Origin of the sequence: Pedococcus sp., assembly GCF_036000045.1 — a bacterium.
In the GTDB taxonomy this organism is placed as follows: Bacteria; Actinomycetota; Actinomycetes; order Actinomycetales; family Dermatophilaceae; genus Pedococcus.
Map to the genome: position 1 here is coordinate 39,553 of NZ_DASYGF010000025.1, position 16,440 is coordinate 55,992.

The 16,440-nt window shown below is 68.0% G+C and carries 13 protein-coding genes; 7 read left to right on the forward strand and 6 right to left on the reverse strand.

All coding sequences use genetic code 11. The features are described from left to right. The first annotated feature begins 12 nt into the window (after nt 1–12). The 4 genes from lipA (at nt 13) to VGN50_RS05025 (ending at nt 3,331) form a co-directional block, all read left to right on the forward strand. Nucleotides 13–1,050: a lipoyl synthase gene (gene lipA, locus VGN50_RS05010; protein ID WP_327443578.1), complete on the forward strand. Its 1,038-nt coding sequence runs from the start codon at nt 13–15 to the stop codon at nt 1,048–1,050. A gap of 20 nt (nt 1,051–1,070) precedes the next feature. Beyond that, the gene (locus VGN50_RS05015) at nt 1,071–1,805 is read left to right on the forward strand and encodes a DUF4191 family protein (RefSeq protein WP_327443579.1); all 735 of its coding nucleotides are present in this window, start codon (nt 1,071–1,073) and stop codon (nt 1,803–1,805) included. Nucleotides 1,806–1,910: 105 nt separating this feature from the next. After that, nucleotides 1,911–2,735 (forward strand): DUF4097 family beta strand repeat-containing protein, encoded by an 825-nt coding sequence (locus tag VGN50_RS05020; RefSeq protein ID WP_327443580.1) that lies wholly within the window; start codon nt 1,911–1,913, stop codon nt 2,733–2,735. Beyond that, nucleotides 2,732–3,331 (forward strand): PadR family transcriptional regulator, encoded by a 600-nt coding sequence (locus VGN50_RS05025; protein ID WP_327443581.1) that lies wholly within the window; start codon nt 2,732–2,734, stop codon nt 3,329–3,331. Before VGN50_RS05020 ends, VGN50_RS05025 begins: the two co-directional genes overlap by 4 nt. Here VGN50_RS05025 and VGN50_RS05030 read toward each other — a convergent pair. Then, the gene (locus tag VGN50_RS05030; RefSeq protein WP_327443582.1) at nt 3,315–3,779 is read right to left on the reverse strand and encodes an RDD family protein; all 465 of its coding nucleotides are present in this window, start codon (nt 3,777–3,779) and stop codon (nt 3,315–3,317) included. The genes VGN50_RS05025 and VGN50_RS05030 overlap by 17 nt on opposite strands. A 144-nt stretch (nt 3,780–3,923) precedes the next feature. Between VGN50_RS05030 and glnA the strand changes: the two genes are divergently transcribed. Continuing rightward, nucleotides 3,924–5,348 (forward strand): type I glutamate--ammonia ligase, encoded by a 1,425-nt coding sequence (gene glnA, locus VGN50_RS05035; RefSeq protein ID WP_327443583.1) that lies wholly within the window; start codon nt 3,924–3,926, stop codon nt 5,346–5,348. A gap of 281 nt (nt 5,349–5,629) precedes the next feature. On the opposite strand, the gene VGN50_RS05040 is transcribed toward glnA, so the two are convergent. From VGN50_RS05040 to VGN50_RS05055, 4 genes are all read right to left on the reverse strand, one after another. Further along, complete coding sequence (locus tag VGN50_RS05040) at nt 5,630–6,478, reverse strand: carbohydrate ABC transporter permease (RefSeq protein ID WP_327443584.1); 849 nt, start codon at nt 6,476–6,478, stop codon at nt 5,630–5,632. Next, on the reverse strand, nt 6,475–7,620 hold the full coding sequence (locus tag VGN50_RS05045; protein WP_327443585.1) for a sugar ABC transporter permease: 1,146 nt from the start codon (nt 7,618–7,620) through the stop codon (nt 6,475–6,477). Before VGN50_RS05045 ends, VGN50_RS05040 begins: the two co-directional genes overlap by 4 nt. Before the next feature lie 112 nt (nt 7,621–7,732). After that, nucleotides 7,733–8,980 carry a sugar ABC transporter substrate-binding protein gene (locus VGN50_RS05050; RefSeq protein WP_327443586.1) on the reverse strand — a complete coding sequence of 416 codons (1,248 nt, stop codon included), beginning with the start codon at nt 8,978–8,980 and terminating at the stop codon, nt 7,733–7,735. 11 nt (nt 8,981–8,991) lie between these two features. After that, nucleotides 8,992–10,023, reverse strand: a complete 1,032-nt coding sequence (locus tag VGN50_RS05055; protein ID WP_327443587.1) for a LacI family DNA-binding transcriptional regulator — start codon at nt 10,021–10,023, stop codon at nt 8,992–8,994. A gap of 176 nt (nt 10,024–10,199) precedes the next feature. Between VGN50_RS05055 and VGN50_RS05060 the strand changes: the two genes are divergently transcribed. After that, complete coding sequence (locus VGN50_RS05060; RefSeq protein ID WP_327443588.1) at nt 10,200–12,305, forward strand: glycogen debranching N-terminal domain-containing protein; 2,106 nt, start codon at nt 10,200–10,202, stop codon at nt 12,303–12,305. 342 nt (nt 12,306–12,647) lie between these two features. On the opposite strand, the gene VGN50_RS05065 is transcribed toward VGN50_RS05060, so the two are convergent. After that, the gene (locus tag VGN50_RS05065) at nt 12,648–14,846 is read right to left on the reverse strand and encodes an Ig-like domain-containing protein (RefSeq protein WP_327443589.1); all 2,199 of its coding nucleotides are present in this window, start codon (nt 14,844–14,846) and stop codon (nt 12,648–12,650) included. Between the two features lie 774 nt (nt 14,847–15,620). Here VGN50_RS05065 and VGN50_RS05070 point away from each other — a divergent pair. After that, a complete protein-coding gene (locus VGN50_RS05070; protein ID WP_327443590.1) occupies nt 15,621–16,307 on the forward strand; it encodes a hypothetical protein in 687 nt (228 codons plus the stop codon). Nucleotides 16,308–16,440 lie beyond the last annotated feature (133 nt).

The window sequence follows — 16,440 nt, forward strand, 5'->3', positions numbered from 1 at the left end:
CAAGGGAGCTTCGTGACCATCGCACCCGAGGGCCGCCGCCTGCTTCGCGTCGAGGCGCGCAACGCCGAGACGCCGATCGAGCGCAAGCCGGAGTGGATCCGGACGACCGCCAAGATGGGCCCCGAGTACACCAAGCTGCACTCGATGGTGAAGTCCGAGGGCCTGCACACGGTGTGCCAGGAGGCCGGCTGCCCCAACATCTTCGAGTGCTGGGAGGACCGCGAGGCCACCTTCCTCATCGGCGGCGACATCTGTACGCGACGGTGCGACTTCTGTGACATCGCGACCGGCCGTCCGTTGGCGCTCGACCTCGACGAGCCGCGCCGGGTGGCCGACTCGGTGGCTCAGATGGGACTGCGCTACTCGACCGTCACGGGTGTGGCGCGAGACGACCAGCCCGACGGCGCCGCGTGGCTCTACGCGGAGACGATCCGCCAGATCCACGCCAAGAACCCCACCACCGGCGTCGAGATCCTGCCTCCTGACTTCGGCGCGCAGCCCGAGCTCGTCGGCCAGGTCTTCGACGCCCGTCCCGAGGTGTTCGCGCACAACCTCGAGACGGTGCCACGGATCTTCAAGCAGATCCGCCCGGCCTTCACGTACGACAAGTCGCTGCGGGTCCTGTCCATGGCGCGCGAGGCCCAGCTCGTCACCAAGTCCAACCTCATCCTCGGCATGGGCGAGCAGGACCACGAGGTCGAGCAGGCCATCCGTGACCTGCACGACGCGGGGTGCGACATCCTGACCATCACCCAGTACCTGCGCCCCTCGAAGCTGCACCACCCGATCGACCGCTGGGTCAAGCCCGAGGAGTTCGTGCACTGGAGCGAGGTGGCCGAGGACCTCGGGTTCAAGGGTGTCATGGCCGGCCCGCTCGTGCGCTCGTCGTATCGTGCCGGTCGCCTGTGGGCCACGGCCATGACGAAGTGGGGCCGGGAGATTCCCGAGCACCTCCAGCACCTCGCGGCGGCTGCCGGCGACCCGGCCCGGCAGGAGGCCGCCTCGCTGGTCGCCGCACGTCGGCCCGCCGCATTGGGTCAGCGCGGCTGACGCCCCGTATCCTGACCCCTATGGCCCGCAAGGATTCGCAGCAGTCGGACACGCCCGCAAAGCAGGGCCGTTTCGCCCAGATTCGCCAGGTCTACCGGGCCGCCTACCAGGTGGACCGCACCATCCCCTGGTGGATGCTGCTGGCTGCTCTCGGCGTCGTCGTGGTGGGCGTCATCATCGGTCTGCTGCTGGGCCACTGGGTCTACGCGCTCATCCTGTCGCTGCCGCTCGCCATGCTGGCCGCCACCCTCGTGCTGAGCCGCCGCGCCGAGCGGGCGGCATACCGCGCTCTCGAGGGGCAGCCAGGCGCGGCCGGCGCCGCCCTGGGCGCGCTGCGTCGCGGTTGGTATGCCGACCAGCAGCCGGTCGCCGTGGACGGTGCCCGCGGCGCGCGGCCCGAGGACATGACCGGAGCCGCCTTCGTCTACCGCGCGGTGGGGCGCCCCGGAGTGGTGCTCATCGGTGAGGGGCCGGACGCGCGACGCAGCAAGCTGCTCGCCTCGGAGCGCAAGAAGATCGAGCGCGTCGCGCCCGGTGTCCCGGTCACGCTGGTCGTCGTCGGCGACGGGGACGGGCAGGTCGCCGTCCGCAAGCTCACCGGCAAGCTGACCCGGATGAAGGCCGTCCTCACCAAGGACGAGGTCTCCGCCGTCAACAAGCGCCTGAAGTCGCTGGGCGGACTGCGCCCTCCGATCCCTGCCGGCATGGACCCGCAGCGCGCACGCGTCGACCGCAAGGCCATGCGCGGACGCTGACCTTCAGCCCCCGCCCGGCCGCGGCGATCAGGGCTTGCGGTCGCGGCATACGCGATATAGCGTGATTGTCCACAACGCGATATAGCGCGAGAAGGGACAGATCTCATGACTGAGGAATGGACGATCGACGCACCACGCGTCCTCGATGTCGGGGACGACGGCGAGCGCGTCCGCGAGCTGAGCGTGGCCATCGTCGGCGGCCGGGTCGACGTGGTCACCCACGCCGACTCCCCCACCGCGCGGGTGGAGGTCTCGGGCGTGGAGGGCGACCCGCTGACGGTGAAGTGGGACGGCTCCAAGCTCAAGATCACCCACGGGATCAGCTCGGCGGGGATCCTCGCCAAGGTGCGGCGCGCCTTCGACGGCATCGAGCGCAACCGAGTCTCCATCAGCATCTCCATCCCCGAGGACGCGCGCGCCTCCGTCAGCACGGTCAGCGCCAGCGGGCTGCTGGCCGGAATGCGCTCGGGCGCCAAGGCCAACACCGTGTCCGGCGCGATGACCATCGACGACGTGGCCGGGCCCGTGGGCGTCAACACCGTCAGCGGCGACGTGGAGTGCGGGAACGTGCGCGGGCCGTTCACGGTGCACTCGGTCTCGGGCTCGGTCACCGCCCAGTCGAGCCAGACACCCGAGGTCAGCATCAACACCGTCAGTGGTGACATCACCCTCGACCTGACGATGGGACGGGCCACGATCACCTCGAACTCGGTGTCGGGGGACGTCACCGTGCGCGCTCCGCATGAGGGCTACGACGTCACGGCGAACACCGCCTCCGGACAGGTGGTCATCGACGGGCAGATCATCGACAAGCTCTCGCGCCCCTCGGGCAACCGACTCACTGGTGGCGATGGTGGGCTGCGCCTCAAGGCGAACGCGGTGTCGGGCAACGTCGTCCTGCTCAAGTCGGTCGTGGGAGCGTCCGCATGAGCCCGGTGTTCGCCCACGGGCAGCTGCGCCTCTATCTGCTGTCGCTGCTCGACGAGGGTCCTCGCCATGGGTACGAGGTCATCCAGGACCTCGAGCAGCGGTTCAACGGCCTGTACTCCCCCAGCGCCGGCACGGTGTATCCGCGGCTGGCCAAGCTCGAGGAGGAAGGCCTGGTCGAGCGAACGGACGAAGGTCGCAAGGCGGTGTACCGGATCACCGAGGCCGGTCGTGAGGAGGTCCGCTCACGGCAGGACGACCTGAGTGCGCTCGAGGCCGACCTCGACGTATCGGTGCGCGAGCTGGCCGAGGAGGTGCGGTCGCGCGTCCGCGGCCAGACGAGCGACCTGCGCGCCGAGCTCAGGGTGGCCGCGCAGGAGGCTCGCCGCACCGCGACGCCGGTCGGCGGTCAGCAGACCTGGCCGACCCCCGACTCGCACACCGTGCACGAGGTCGAGGAGGCGGTGCAGCAGCTGCGCCAGGAGGCCCGCACGGCCTGGCGGCGGCACGGCATCACGCCCGCGCAGACTCGCGAGATCGTGGACATCCTGGCCGAGGCGACGAACCGGATCCGCGAGGTGGTCAGGTCCGGACGATGACGGTGCCCGCGGCCTTGTCGTGCAGGCCGCGACCGTCGGCGTCCCAGAACATCGCGGGCAGGAACAGGGCGAGCAGCACCGTGCGAACCAGCACCTGGAACGGCCGAGCAGGCTGCCCGTCGATGGTCTGCACCCGCAGGCCGACGATGCGATGGCCGAGGGTGTTGCCCAGCGTGCCCACGAGCACGAGGTTCTCGACGGCGAAGATGGCCAGCGGGACGAAGGACCCACCGCCCGCCTGCACCAGCGGCACCCGGAACAGCCCGTAGGCGATCAGCTGGCAGACGGTCCAGTCCACGAGGACGCCGAGCAGCCGCCGCCCCCACCGGCCGACCGAGCCGGCGCCGTCGCGCGGCATACCGAGTCGTTGTCCTGGGTATGCCGTGGGCGCACCCGTGCGTGCTCCGGGCCCGTCGAGCCAGGAGCCGATGTCCTTGCGGTCGACCACGTCGCCAGCCTCTCACGGCGTAACACCCGCGAAACATTCGGGTCATGGCCGAGAAATGCCCGCCCGATAAGGTCGTGGACGACACCGGTTGGGTCGACAACCGTCACCGGGCGGTCTCGGCCGCCCTACCACCAGGAGGTTGGATTGTTCAGCAATGCTGACGAGGTCCTGAAGTTCATCAAGGACGAAGACGTCAAGTTCGTGGATGTGCGGTTCTGCGACCTGCCCGGCGTGATGCAGCACTTCAACGTGCCTGCGCAGAGCGTGACGGCAGACTTCTTCAAGGATGGCCAGATGTTCGACGGATCCTCGATCCGCGGCTTCCAGGCCATCCACGAGTCCGACATGAAGCTGATCCCGGACCCCACGAGCGCCTACGTGGACCCGTTCCGCGCGGAGAAGACGCTCATCCTCAACTTCTCGATCGTGGACCCCTTCACCGGCGAGGAGTACTCGCGCGACCCGCGCAACATCGCGGCCAAGGCCGAGGCCTATCTCAAGTCGACGGGCATCGCCGACACCGCGTACTTCGGCGCCGAGGCAGAGTTCTACATCTTCGACGACGTGCGCTTCGAGACCAAGCAGAACGCCGGCTACTACTTCATCGACTCCGTCGAGGCCGCGTGGAACACGGGTCGCGAGGAGGAGGGCGGCAACAAGGGCTACAAGACCCGCTACAAGGGCGGCTACTTCCCCGTCCCGCCGGTCGACCACTTCGCCGACATGCGCGACCAGATGTCGCTGGCCCTCGAGGCCGCCGGCCTGAGCGTCGAGCGCGCGCACCACGAGGTGGGCACCGCTGGCCAGCAGGAGATCAACTACCGCTTCAACACGCTGAAGCAGGCGGCTGACGACGTTCTGAAGTTCAAGTACATCATCAAGAACGTGGCCTGGCATGGCGGCAAGACCGTCACCTTCATGCCCAAGCCGCTCTTCGGTGACAACGGCTCGGGCATGCACTCGCACCAGTCGCTATGGAAGGACGGCGAGCCCCTGTTCTACGACGAGCGCGGCTACGGCGGCCTGTCGGACCTGGCCCGCTGGTACATCGGCGGTCTGCTCAAGCACGCTCCCGCGGTCCTCGCGTTCACCAACCCGACGGTGAACTCCTACCACCGCCTGGTCCCGGGCTACGAGGCTCCCGTGAACCTCGTGTACTCGGCCCGCAACCGCTCGGCCTGTGTGCGCATCCCGATCACCGGCGACTCCCCCAAGGCCAAGCGCCTCGAGTTCCGCGTGCCCGACCCGTCGGCGAACCCGTACCTCGCGTTCTCGGCGATGCTGATGGCAGGCCTCGACGGCATCAAGAACCGCATCGAGCCCCCCGAGCCCGTGGACAAGGACCTCTACGAGCTGCCGCCCGAGGAGCACGACGCCATCGCCCAGGTGCCCGGCTCGCTGCCCGAGGTGCTCGCCGCGCTGGAGGCCGACCACGAGTTCCTGCTCGAGGGTGACGTGTTCACCCAGGACCTCATCGAGACCTGGATCGAGTGGAAGCGCAAGAACGAGGTCGACCCGATCCGGTTCCGCCCACACCCGCACGAGTTCGAGATGTACTACGACCTCTGACCTTCACGTGCCGCTTGACCTGCTGTTCTGCGCGCTCGATGCCGTCCTAGTCCGCATCTAGTCCGCAAGACTCGGGATCTTCCTCTGCGAGTCCGCCCGCGCTGCCAGACCACACCACGGCAGTGCGGGCGGACTCGTCCGCGTCGGGCCACATCTGGCCGTACGGGTTGTTGCCTGGGAGCGTGCGGTGATGCGGGTTGCGGCCGCGAGCACCGGGGCGAGTTGACCGACAAGGCGGCGCTCGCCACGCTGACCGAAAGCACCTCCAACGGAGAGTCCTCTCATCCCTTGACTCCGCCCTCGTTGGCGCCGCGGATGAAGTAGCGCTGGAGGGAGAAGAAGAGCACCGCGACCGGGATGGTGGTCAACAGCGCTGCGCCGAGTTTGAGCGGGAACTGCGTCCCTGCACCGAGCTGGCCGCTGGTGAGGGAAGCGAGGCCGGTGACCAGGGTCATGTGGTCGGGCGTGCCCCTGGTCACGACGAGGAAGTGGCTGAACTCGTTCCAGGAACCCTGGAAGGACAGGATCGTCAGGGTGATCAACGCCGGCCGCGCCATCGGCAGGACCACAGACCAGAACGTCCGGAAGATCGAGGCGCCGTCCATGCGCGCCGCCTCCTCAATCGAGATCGGCACCGAGTCGAAGAACTGCTTCATGATGAAGACCCCGGCTGCATCGACGACGAGCGGCATGATCATCGCCGTGTAGGTGTCGTAGATCCCGAGGTAGTTGACCATCAGAAACTTGGGGATCAGCAGGGCGACTCCGGGCACGCTCATGACGGCAAGCAGGGCGCTGAAGATGGCCCCGCGGCCGCGGAACTTCAACCGTGCCAACGCGTAGCCGGCGAGGCTGTCGAGGAAGACCCGGGCGAACGTGACGATGACGGCGATGAGGACCGAGTTCTTGATCCAGGTCGGGAAGGGGACGGCGCCACTGCCGAAGATCGTCTTCCAGGCGGCCAGGCTCAGCGGGTTGGGGATCAGCGACAACGGGTGCGAGGCCGCGTCCGGGTCGGTCTTGAACGACGTCACGATCTGGATCAGGAAGGGGACGATGAAGATCAGGGCGAAGAGGGTCAGTGCCCCGTACAGGAGCGCCCGCTTGAGTGCGCTTGCGCGGGTGGTCATGCGCGTGCTCCCTTCCGGCGGCCGAACAGTGATCGTCGTTCGTCCTTCTCCGTCAGGGCCCACCGCTGGATGCGAGTGAGCACGAGGATGATCACGAAGACGACGAAGGCCATGGCGGCACCCGAGCCGTACTTGAAGTTGCCGAAGCTCTGCTGGTAGGAGAGGAAGGCCGGGGAGAGAGTCGTTCCGTTGGGTGCACCCTTGCCCATGACGAAGATCTGGTCGAAGACCTGCCAGGTCCCGATCAGGCCGAGAGTAAGGACCAGGAACAGGACGGGCCGGATCATCGGGATGGTCACCATGCGCAGCTTCTTCCACCCGGTGGCGCCGTCGAGGGCAGCAGCCTCGTCGATCTCGACGGGTAGGTCCTGCAAGGCGGCGATGAACATGAGCATGAAGGTGCCCGACGTCGTCCACACGACGAGGATGATGATGACGCTCATCGCCACCGAGGGACCGGACAGCCAGTCCCAGAGGCTGCGACCGACGATGTCATGTTGGCCCCACCCCGGGTTGTCGACGCCGACGGCGTTGAAGAGCAGGTGGATGAGGCCGCGGTCGTCGGTGAACCAGTTCGGCCCGTTGAGGCCGACGACCTGGAGCAGGCCGTTGACAACCCCGGTGCTGGAGAAGATGAACAGGAACACCGTGGAGATCGCGATCGAACTGGTGACCGAGGGGAAGTAGAAGGCGGTCCGGAAGAAGCTGCGCGCCTTGAGGATCTTGGCGTTGACGAGCAGGGCGAGGCCCAGCGCCAAGGCGGTCTGCGCGGGGACGACGAAGAGCACATACCAGAAGGTGTTGCTGATCGACTGCATGAAGTTGGAGCGGGTCAGGCCGTCCCTGGTAAACAGATCGGTGTAGTTCTTCGCGCCGACGAACTGCGCGCCCGGGCCACCCGAGAACGGGTTGCTCGACCCGTTCCAGTCGGTCAGGCTCACCCACAGTGCCATCACGATGGGGATCGCGAGGAACAGCCCGAGGATGACCACCATGGGCGAGACGAACAGCCACCCCATCGGACCCTCCGGACCGCGCAAACCCCTACCTCGCTCCTTGGGGGGCTTCGTTGCCTTGGCGACGGCCTCTTCCGCAGCGACCGGTGCGGGTGTGGCTGGTCGTCCCGCTTTGGCTGTCGTCATGTGCGACTCCTGCGTGAGAAGTGTTGCGGCCGAGGGGGTGGGTCGTGCTGGGTCCGTATGCCGGTGACGCCGGCGCAAGGGCGACGCGCCACCGGCATACGGACGGGGTCAGCTAGCTGCCCGAGAGCGCGGCTTTGCCGTTCTTCTGCAGCTCGGCCAGCATCGTGGCCGGGTTGCCGCCCTTGGACAGGGTGGCCAGCTCGGCGTTGAACTTGCTCATGACGTCGTCCAGGCCGGCGAGGTTGACCGGTCCCTGACCGTAGGCCGCACCCGCGACAAAGGCTGCCGACTCCGGATACTTGGCTGCGAACTGCTTGAGCCCTTCGGTCGTCGAGGGCATGACGCCGAAGGCATCGGCGAAGGCCATCTGCTGGGCTGGGGTGATGAGCGACTTGACCAGGTCGACCGCAGCGGCCTGGTGGGGCGACTTGGTAGCGATGCCCCAGCAGTTGGTGAAGGTCAACGTGCCCTTGCCCCCGGGGCCAGCAGGAAGCTCGACGGTCTTGTACTTGATGTTGGGGTAGTCCTTCATACCGCCGGCGATCCAGTTGCCTTCGATCGTCATGGCAGCCAGGCCCTTACCGAAGGCCTCGCCGCCCCAGCCGGTGGCCGGCTTGGTGTCGGTGTTGAACTTCAGCACCCCTTCCTTCATGAGCTTCTGGACCTCCTGCAGCCCCGCCAGGTTTCCGGGAGCGTCGGCGGTCATCTTGCCGTCAGGGGAGACGACCCAGCCGCCAGCCTGCTTCATGAAGGCGCCGGAGCGGTTGATGTCGTTGCCAATGACCAGGCCGGTCACGTTGCCCTTGGTGAGCTTCTTGGCGACGGTCTCCAGGCCGGCCCAATCCTTGGGGATGTCGGCATCGGTCAGTCCTGCCGCGGTCCACATGGCCGTGTTGATCTCCAGCGCGAGCGTCGAGGAGTCCTTGGGCGCGCAGTAGAACTTGCCCTGGTAGGTGAACGACTTGACGAGGGAGTCGACGAATCCGGCGTTCTTGACCTGGTCGCCGTAGGCGTACAGGTTCCCCGCCTTGGCATACGTGCCGAGCTTGCTGGCATCGGTATAGAAGACATCGGGCGGGCTTGAGCTGGCGAATGCCTGGCCGAGCTGCTGACCGAGGTCGGAGGCGGCGATGACCTCGACGGTGTTGCCCGTCTTGGTCGCCCACGCCTGAGTGGCGGACTTGACGGCGGCCGTCTCGGCGGCACCGGAGCTGCCGATCATGACCGTCAGCTTGACTGGGCCCTTGCTGGTGCTCTGCGTCGTGGAGCTGCTGAACCCACCGCTGCACGCGGAGAGCGCGAGAGCGCCGGTCGTCGCGAGAGCGACCGCGGCGATACCACGGACGGACCGTGTCTTCATAGGTGCCTCTTTCATTGTGTGCGGTCGCCCGCAGGGGAGGAACTGGCCCGGATGACCAGCTCGGGGGGAATCAGGAGCCCGACATCGTCGCCTTCGCCGCCGAGCAGCGCGAGCACGCGGTCGGCAATCTCGGCGAGCGGCTGACGGACAGTGGAGAGGTCGAGCGCTGCGGCCAGATCACCGTCGTCGAAGCCGACGAGACCGAAGTCCAGGCCGGGCTGCCAGCCTCGGTTGATCAGCACCATCCAGGCGCCGACAGCGAGGGCATCGGAGGCGCAGACCATCGCGGCACCCCGCCCCAACCGGTCGATCAAAGGGCCGGCAGCGGCCGCGGCGAGCGTGAAGTCCTGCGCGGCCGTGGCCTGCCAGTCGGACCTCTGAAGGCCGAGGTCGAGCGTCGCGCGCGACCAGCCCGCTCGGCGGTCATCGCCGACCGGCGAGCCCGGCGGCCAGCCGAGGAAGCCGATGCGCTCGAAGCCGTTCCCCGCGAGGTGCCGCACGGCGGCGTCGACCCCCGCCGCGCCATCGATGTCGACCCACCCGGCGTGCGTCGGGTCGTCCCAGATCCGACCGAAGGACGCGAACGGGACGCCGCTGTCGCGCAGCCACCTTGGCCGTGGGTCGCCGTGCCGGGTGTCGGTGAGCACGAACCCGTCGGCGAGTCGAGAGGCCAAGAGGTCCTCGTAAGCCGCGATCGGAGCCTCCGGGTCGGGCGCGGTGAACGGCACGATGTGCGCGTCGTGCCGGTGAGACAGGGTCGTGAGGCTGACGAGAAAGTTCACGAGGAGGTTCCCCTGACGCCCGGCTCCGGCCGTCTTGAGCTCGAGGCCCCAGGCGCCGGCACGTTCTTGCTTGAGGTTGCGGGCGGCGCGGCTGGGCCGGAAGCCAAGCCGGGCGATCTCGCGCCTGACCCGCTCCAGCGTGTCGGCAGCAACGCGCTCCGGCTGGTTGACGACGTTGCTCACGGTCTGACGAGAGACGCCCGCAGCGCGCGCCACGTCGATCACGGTCGCTCGGTCGCGACCCCCCCGATCCAACGTCATCCTTGACGACCACCCTCAGTTGTGGAACGTTCATATTCGGCCGGCAGCCCCGGTATGAACGTTCATACCCGTGGGTCGACAGGTTCATACCTCTCACACGGCTTGTCAAGACCCTGACGCAGAACAACCCGATGGTGAACCGAGGGCCCGGCGCCACCCGTCACGAGAGAGAACACATGCACACGCAGCGCATCGACCCCCCCGGCGGGCCGGCACGCCTGCAGCCATGGCTGCACGACCTCGTCATCACCACGGCCGGCAACGTCACTGCGCTGGGAACGGCCGGCGGCGACATAGGTCTCTCCGCGGCCGAGGGCCTCTACGTCGATGACGCCCGCGTTGTCTCGCGGTGCCTGGTCACCTTTGGGGGTGCTCCCCTCGAGCCTGTGGGTCGAGCCGCGCTCGGCCCGGAGAGCGAGTTCGTGGGGTCGGCCCGCCACCTCGGCGCCAAGGGCAGTGCCGACCCGACGGTCGAGGTGCACCGGCGCCGGCTGCTTCGCAGCGGTGGCGCAGAGGAGACTCTGACCGTCACCTCGCGAGCGGTCCCAGTAGCCGCCAAGCTCACGGTCGTTATGGGGGGCGACGGTGCCGAGATCGCCGTCGTCAAGGGTGGGGATGCGCCGGAGACTCTCGTGCCTGCCGCAGCGACCTCCACCGGTGGCTCGTGGAACACCTCACGGCACCGCGTGACTGTCGTGTGCGATCCGACCCCGGCAACCTCGACGATCGACCCCGACGGCGCGCTCCGGCTGACGCTCCCCCTGCGCATCGACACAGGCGAGTCGGCCACCGTAGTCCTGCGCACCTCCGTCACGCGGATCGTGCCGTCCGGGTTCGACGCCGACGACGCCAGCGAGGCGGTCGCATGGCCCGACACGGTGCACGTGGCAGCCGGCGACCCGCGACTTGAACGGACCGTGAAGGCCTCGCTCGCAGACCTGCAGTCGCTCCTGCTCAGCGACCCGCAGGCTCGCGAAGACTTCTTCGCCGCGGCCGGGTCCCCCTGGTACCTCACGCTTTTCGGGCGCGACTCCATCTGGGCTGCACGGCTCACCCTACCTATCGGAACGGAGCTCGCGGCCGGCACCCTTCGCGCTCTCGCCCGCCGCCAAGGAACGACCCACGACACCCTCAGAGCCGAAGAGCCGGGGAAGATTCTCCATGAGGTCCGAAGGGTCGCCTACGTCGATTCCACGAGCCGGCTGGAGCTACCGACCGTGTACTACGGCACGGTGGACGCGACCTCGCTGTGGATCTGCCTTCTCCATGACGCATGGCGGTGGGGCATGCCCGAGAAGGACGTTCGCGCGCTGCTGCCCGAGCTCCGTTCCGCCGCAACCTGGCTCACCGACATCGCACCCGGCGACGACGGCCTACTCACCTACGTCGACGTCAGTGGCAAGGGCCTGACCAACCAGGGCTGGAAGGACAGCGGCGACTCAATCCGTTGGCGCGACGGCCGGATCGCCGACGCGCCGATCGCGCTCATCGAGGCCCAGGCCTACGCCGTCGAGGCGGCCCGTTCGGCGTCGACCCTGCTGCTGGTGCTGGGTACGGACGAGGACGCTGCCCGCGCCAAGGCGCTCGAAGACTTCGCCGACCACCTGCAAGACCTCGTCCGGCGACGTTTCTGGGTCGACGAGCGCGACAACACCTACCCCGCCATGGCCATCGACGGCCACGGAGAGGCGGTGACCGGTCTCGGATCCAACATGGGTCATGGGCTCGGCACTGGGGTGTTCACCGCGGACGAGGCCACCCGGGTCACCGACGTCCTCACCGAACCCCGAATGCTCGGAACCCACGGAATCGCGACCTACGCAAGCGACAACGGCGGCTTCAACCCGCTCGGCTACCACACCGGTTCAGTGTGGACTCACGACACCGCGATCTGTGCGCTCGGCATGCTGCGCGAAGGCCATCGCGCGCAGGCGGCCGCCGTCGCCCAACGACTGCTCACCGCCGCCGAGGCCTTCCACTTCAGATACCCGGAGCTGTTCGCCGATACCGGGGTCCTTGGTGAACCGATACCGTATCCCGCCTCCTGCCGGCCCCAGGCATGGTCTGCAGCCTCCGCCGTCGCGCTCCTCACCATCGCGCTCGGACTATCCGTCGACGTGCCCAACCGGACGATCACGGTGGAACCCCCGCCGGGTCTGCCGTTCGGGCCGATCACGGTGCGCGGCATACGGGTCGGCGACGCATCCGTGACGGTAGCGGTCGATGCCGACGGCCGGACCACCGTCGACGGCCTCCCCGACGGCTTCACCTTCAAGACCTGACGCGCTGGCAGTGGCAAAGCAAACCCGCCATCCCGATTGTGGAGCACGAGCACGCCCGTCCTGCTCGAGGATCGACACCCGGGCGTACCCGATGCCGGTAGCCGGGGTCGCGGTTCTCAGTGCTCATCGTGTGGCCCCCTTTCGAGACGTTGGTTTGGGACATGGGTATGGACGCCCGCGGAGGCCTCTCGGGGCTGGGGTGTGCGGCGTCGCGCCATCGCTCCTTTCTGATCTGATCAGGCGACCCCGGGCGAAAAGGTGGCGAGGGCGTGATGCGCTGGGCCGGACGTGACGGCCTCCCCCATGCGTTCGGCATGAGGGAGGCCGCTGGTTCGAGGATTGCTAGGTTCCCGGTATCTCCACGGCTGCCATGGTCCACCGGTCAGTGGTGAATCCGGTGTCTGACACCGTCACCGGCGTGCCAGTCACGGTCGGTGCGTCCACCCGTTGGGTCCAGAAGGAATCGTGTACACGTGTGTCGATGAACTTGTGCACGAGCGTCTGACCTGGAGCGGGCAGCGGCGTCTTAGCGTGGGTCCAGTCATGACCGGCGGCCCAGACCAGGGAGTTGCATCCCTGGGGGATCACGGTGGCCGAGGCGGGGCCGCCCGTTCCGGCCCCGTCTGCAGTGGCCGCGACGTGGTTGGCTGCCCCCCGGAAGGCCGCGACGGTGATGGAACCGTCATAGGCCTTGGCGAGCGTCGCGACGACCGTGGCATCGGTGAGCTGGGCTGTCGCATAGGTCTGCCAGACCTCGGTCGTTCCCCAGGTGCTGTTCGACCTTGCAGCCATGGTCCACGTGAGTCCGCCACCGGAGACGCTTCGCACTGTCTGGGTGGGTGCGGTTGGACCATCTGCCTCGATGAACGCGAGAAGCAGCTCACCGGCCCCGCCGGTCGTCAGCTTCGGTGCGTAGAACTTGGCGGACGCCCACTTCTGGTCCCGTGACACGGACGTGTCGAGGGTCGGGGCCGTGGTGGCGCAGCTGTTCACCTTCGGGGTCACCGTGATGGAGACGGTCGCCGTGTTCGAGTCGGACGTGCCATCGTTGGCCTTGAAGGTGAACGAGTCCGGCCCGCTGTAGCCCGTGGTCGGGGTGTACGTCAGGTTCGGTGCGGTCCCCGAAAGGGTGCCATGAGCTGGGGAGGCGACCACGGCGTAGGTGAGAGGATCACTCTCCGGGTCGGTGGCCGTCAGGGTGACCGCCTTCGCGGTGTCCTGCGCGGTGGTGACGGACTGGTCATTCGCTACTGGCGGCTTGTTGACCGCTGTCCAGGTCTGGGTGACCGGGTTGGACTGCAGGGTGACCGAGGCCGGGTCGGTGAACGAGGCGCCGATCGTGTCGGTCCCTGCGCCTCCGCTACCGGTGTACGTCAAGCTTGCCTGCCCGGAGGCGTCGGTGGTGCCGCTCCCGGTCTGCCCTGTGTTGGGTCCTGCGCTGATGGCGAAGTGAACCGTCTGACCGGCCAGTGGGGCCCCAGCGTCAGTGGTCGTGGCCGTGACGGTGTGCGTCGTTCCGGCCGGTGCGCTGCCTGTCGCCGGTGTCAGCGTGATGGCGTACTGGTGGGCCGCGGTGACCTCGCCCCGAACTGACAGGCCGGCAACGACGCTGCCGCCGGCGCTGAGCCCGTTGAACTGGCCCAAGAGCGCACCAGAGGCAATGTTGAAGTGGGCGACGTCGCCGGTGCCGAGGTCGGCGGTCCAGAAGGTGGTCCCGTCTGGGTCTAGGTTGAGCGCGAACAGGGAGCTGTCGTTCGGGACGGCGTACGTCTGCACGACCACACCGGAGCTATCCAGGCGAACGACTTGCTGGCTGTCTGCGACCAACACGCCGCCGCCGGGCAGGATCCTCAGCGCGTATGCGTACGACCCGGGAAGAGGTGTGGTCGTGAAGTCCGTGAGCTGGGCGTTGGTGCACACGTTGAAGCGGTGGACGTTCGGGCCCTCGGAGTCGTAGTAGATGGTGCACTGGTCTGCGGCCAGGTCGATCCAGTCGGTTCCGCGCTCCCGGATGGTGGGCGCGAAAGAGGCGAGCGGTGCACCGGTCGCGTCGAACTTGAGGATATTGGTGGTTCCGTCAGCCTGCCCGACGTATGCGTTGCCCGCGGCATCGAAGACCATGGACTCCGGGTCGGCGTTGTAGCCGCTACCAAAGGATCCGACCAGCGTTCCATTGGTGTCGAACTTGGTCACCGCGTTTCCCGAGAAGCCGGTGACGTAGAAGTTGCCAGCGCCGTCGAACGCCGAACCCGTCGTGTAGGGAGTGCCGGTGGTGGTGTCGAGGGTCTGGACGAGCGTGCCCGACGGAGTGAACTCTTTGACCAGACCACTACCGACGGAGACGAAGACGTCTCCCGCCGTGTAGGGGGTGGCCGCTGCGGGTCCGGCCGCGACCACCATGGACATCAGCGCGGACACGCTTACCGCGAGCGTCCCGGAGACCCAGCGGCGAGCGGCCGCCGAGTGCAGCACCGCTCTGGTGGGTGGATATCCCAACCCCGACGATCTCGGCGCCGTCACGTTCCAGCTCGACAACTTCATCTGCCCACTCCATCTCTTGGAGATCGCTCGCGGGGTAATTTGGCAGGCGAGCACCGCCATCTCAGATCACAGTTGCCGACAGTGCCACCGGACCGGTCGGACGTCATCGGGCACCTGGCGTATCCACCTGGCCAACGCCTACGCCGATCCGCGCACGGCGCGTCGTCGTCCAGGCCGTATCTAGCGCCAGGGCCGCTTGGGGTCCCGGTGACCTTTACCGAGCTGAGCTCGTTCTCGCCGCCATGAAGGAGACCGACGACGGACGGCATTGGCCCGTCAACGCCTACGACCAGTTGGGCCCAGGCTGTCAATGAGGAACCGCCATTCAAACGATTGCGTAACTGCAATGATTGCGTGATACATTCAGGCCATGTCCTCGGACCCTCCGACCTGGCGCGACGACTGGCTGCGCGGCGGTACGTTGCCAATTGTGTTGATGGCCAATGCGTGCCTTCGGGGCTGCACGACCGCCAACTGGCCCGGACGGTGGATCTCCTGTCAGGAGACCGAGAAGCGGCAGCGTCCGGAACCCTCCGAAGGGCCTCTGGGAGTCGGCCGACAGAAGCCCCGAGTTCGGCATCCACGGGCAGGGTCGATGGTCCGTGCGTCATTCGTGGCCCGGAGCCGTGGGCATTGCAGCACCACGGCTGCTCAGTGTCGGGGCCGTCGGGGCCACCCTGTCTGGTGTCCAGGGGGCGGCCCAGCGACGATGAGCCCGGACATCACAATCTTGCAGCCGACCATCGCGGCGGCCCGGCAATGAGGAGTCGCGACGTGGCCAGGCTCGGCTACGGTCTTGCGCTGCTCCTGGACCCTCAGCGCACGTCGTCGGCCCTGGCCGGCCCCCGGTTGGACCGCCGGGCCCGGGTCACCGCCAGGGTCCTGGGTGTGCGGCACGTGGCCCAGGCCGTAGTGCTGATTGCCGATGACCGGCCGTTCACGCGGACGGCTGCGCGGGCCATCGACCTGTCACACGCGGCCAGCATGGCCCTGCTGGCCGCGTGGGTACCCGGTCGGGCCAGGGTGGCCCTCACCGACGCAGCCATCGCCGCGGTCCTGGCGGGTGGCGCCGCACCCCTGGGCCAACGCGTCGCCTGCCCTCCGTCAAAGGTCTCGTCGCGCGAGCCGCCCGAATCAGACCTGCTAGACCTCCCCCGGCCAACCGGAACGGGAGGAGTGGACGTGTCCATCAACGACGCGGACGGGCCTTCGGCCCGGCGGCGTCGCAACGCGCTGATGCAGCAGGCGGTCTACGAGGCGTTCCAAACTGCGCGAGGGGCCACGCAGCAGCAGGCGAGGGACGCGCTCGGCCGGGCGTTGCAGAAGCGTGGTGTCCCCCTGCCGCCGCCCGCGTGGCTGGAGGCGGCGGCTGCAGAGCTTGCCGCGGGAAGCCTGTACGTGGTCAGCGGGCCCGCGATGCAGGATGTCGGGCTGAAGCTCCCGCCCTACCGGCCCATCTGAGGGACCAAGAAGCCGCTCAGGCAGGCAGTCCCAGGAGGTACGTCTCCTGGCCCAGGAAGGCTCCCCGGCAGCGGCCGCGAAAGACTCGAGGGCGCGCCGGCGAGAGCTCGTCGCCGGGCGCTGGTCATGTTCT

Excerpts from the sequence above, each read along its gene's own strand:
- VGN50_RS05015 (WP_327443579.1), top strand. The coding sequence starts at position 1,071 with ATGGCCCGCAAGGATTCGCAGCAGTCGGACACGCCCGCAAAGCAGGGC.
- VGN50_RS05050 (WP_327443586.1), bottom strand. The coding sequence starts at position 8,980 with ATGAAGACACGGTCCGTCCGTGGTATCGCCGCGGTCGCTCTCGCGACG.
- VGN50_RS05055 (WP_327443587.1), bottom strand. The coding sequence starts at position 10,023 with ATGACGTTGGATCGGGGGGGTCGCGACCGAGCGACCGTGATCGACGTG.
- VGN50_RS05025 (WP_327443581.1), top strand. The coding sequence starts at position 2,732 with ATGAGCCCGGTGTTCGCCCACGGGCAGCTGCGCCTCTATCTGCTGTCG.
- VGN50_RS05060 (WP_327443588.1), top strand. The coding sequence starts at position 10,200 with ATGCACACGCAGCGCATCGACCCCCCCGGCGGGCCGGCACGCCTGCAG.
- VGN50_RS05020 (WP_327443580.1), top strand. The coding sequence starts at position 1,911 with ATGACTGAGGAATGGACGATCGACGCACCACGCGTCCTCGATGTCGGG.
- VGN50_RS05045 (WP_327443585.1), bottom strand. The coding sequence starts at position 7,620 with ATGACGACAGCCAAAGCGGGACGACCAGCCACACCCGCACCGGTCGCT.
- VGN50_RS05065 (WP_327443589.1), bottom strand. The coding sequence starts at position 14,846 with ATGAAGTTGTCGAGCTGGAACGTGACGGCGCCGAGATCGTCGGGGTTG.
- VGN50_RS05040 (WP_327443584.1), bottom strand. The coding sequence starts at position 6,478 with ATGACCACCCGCGCAAGCGCACTCAAGCGGGCGCTCCTGTACGGGGCA.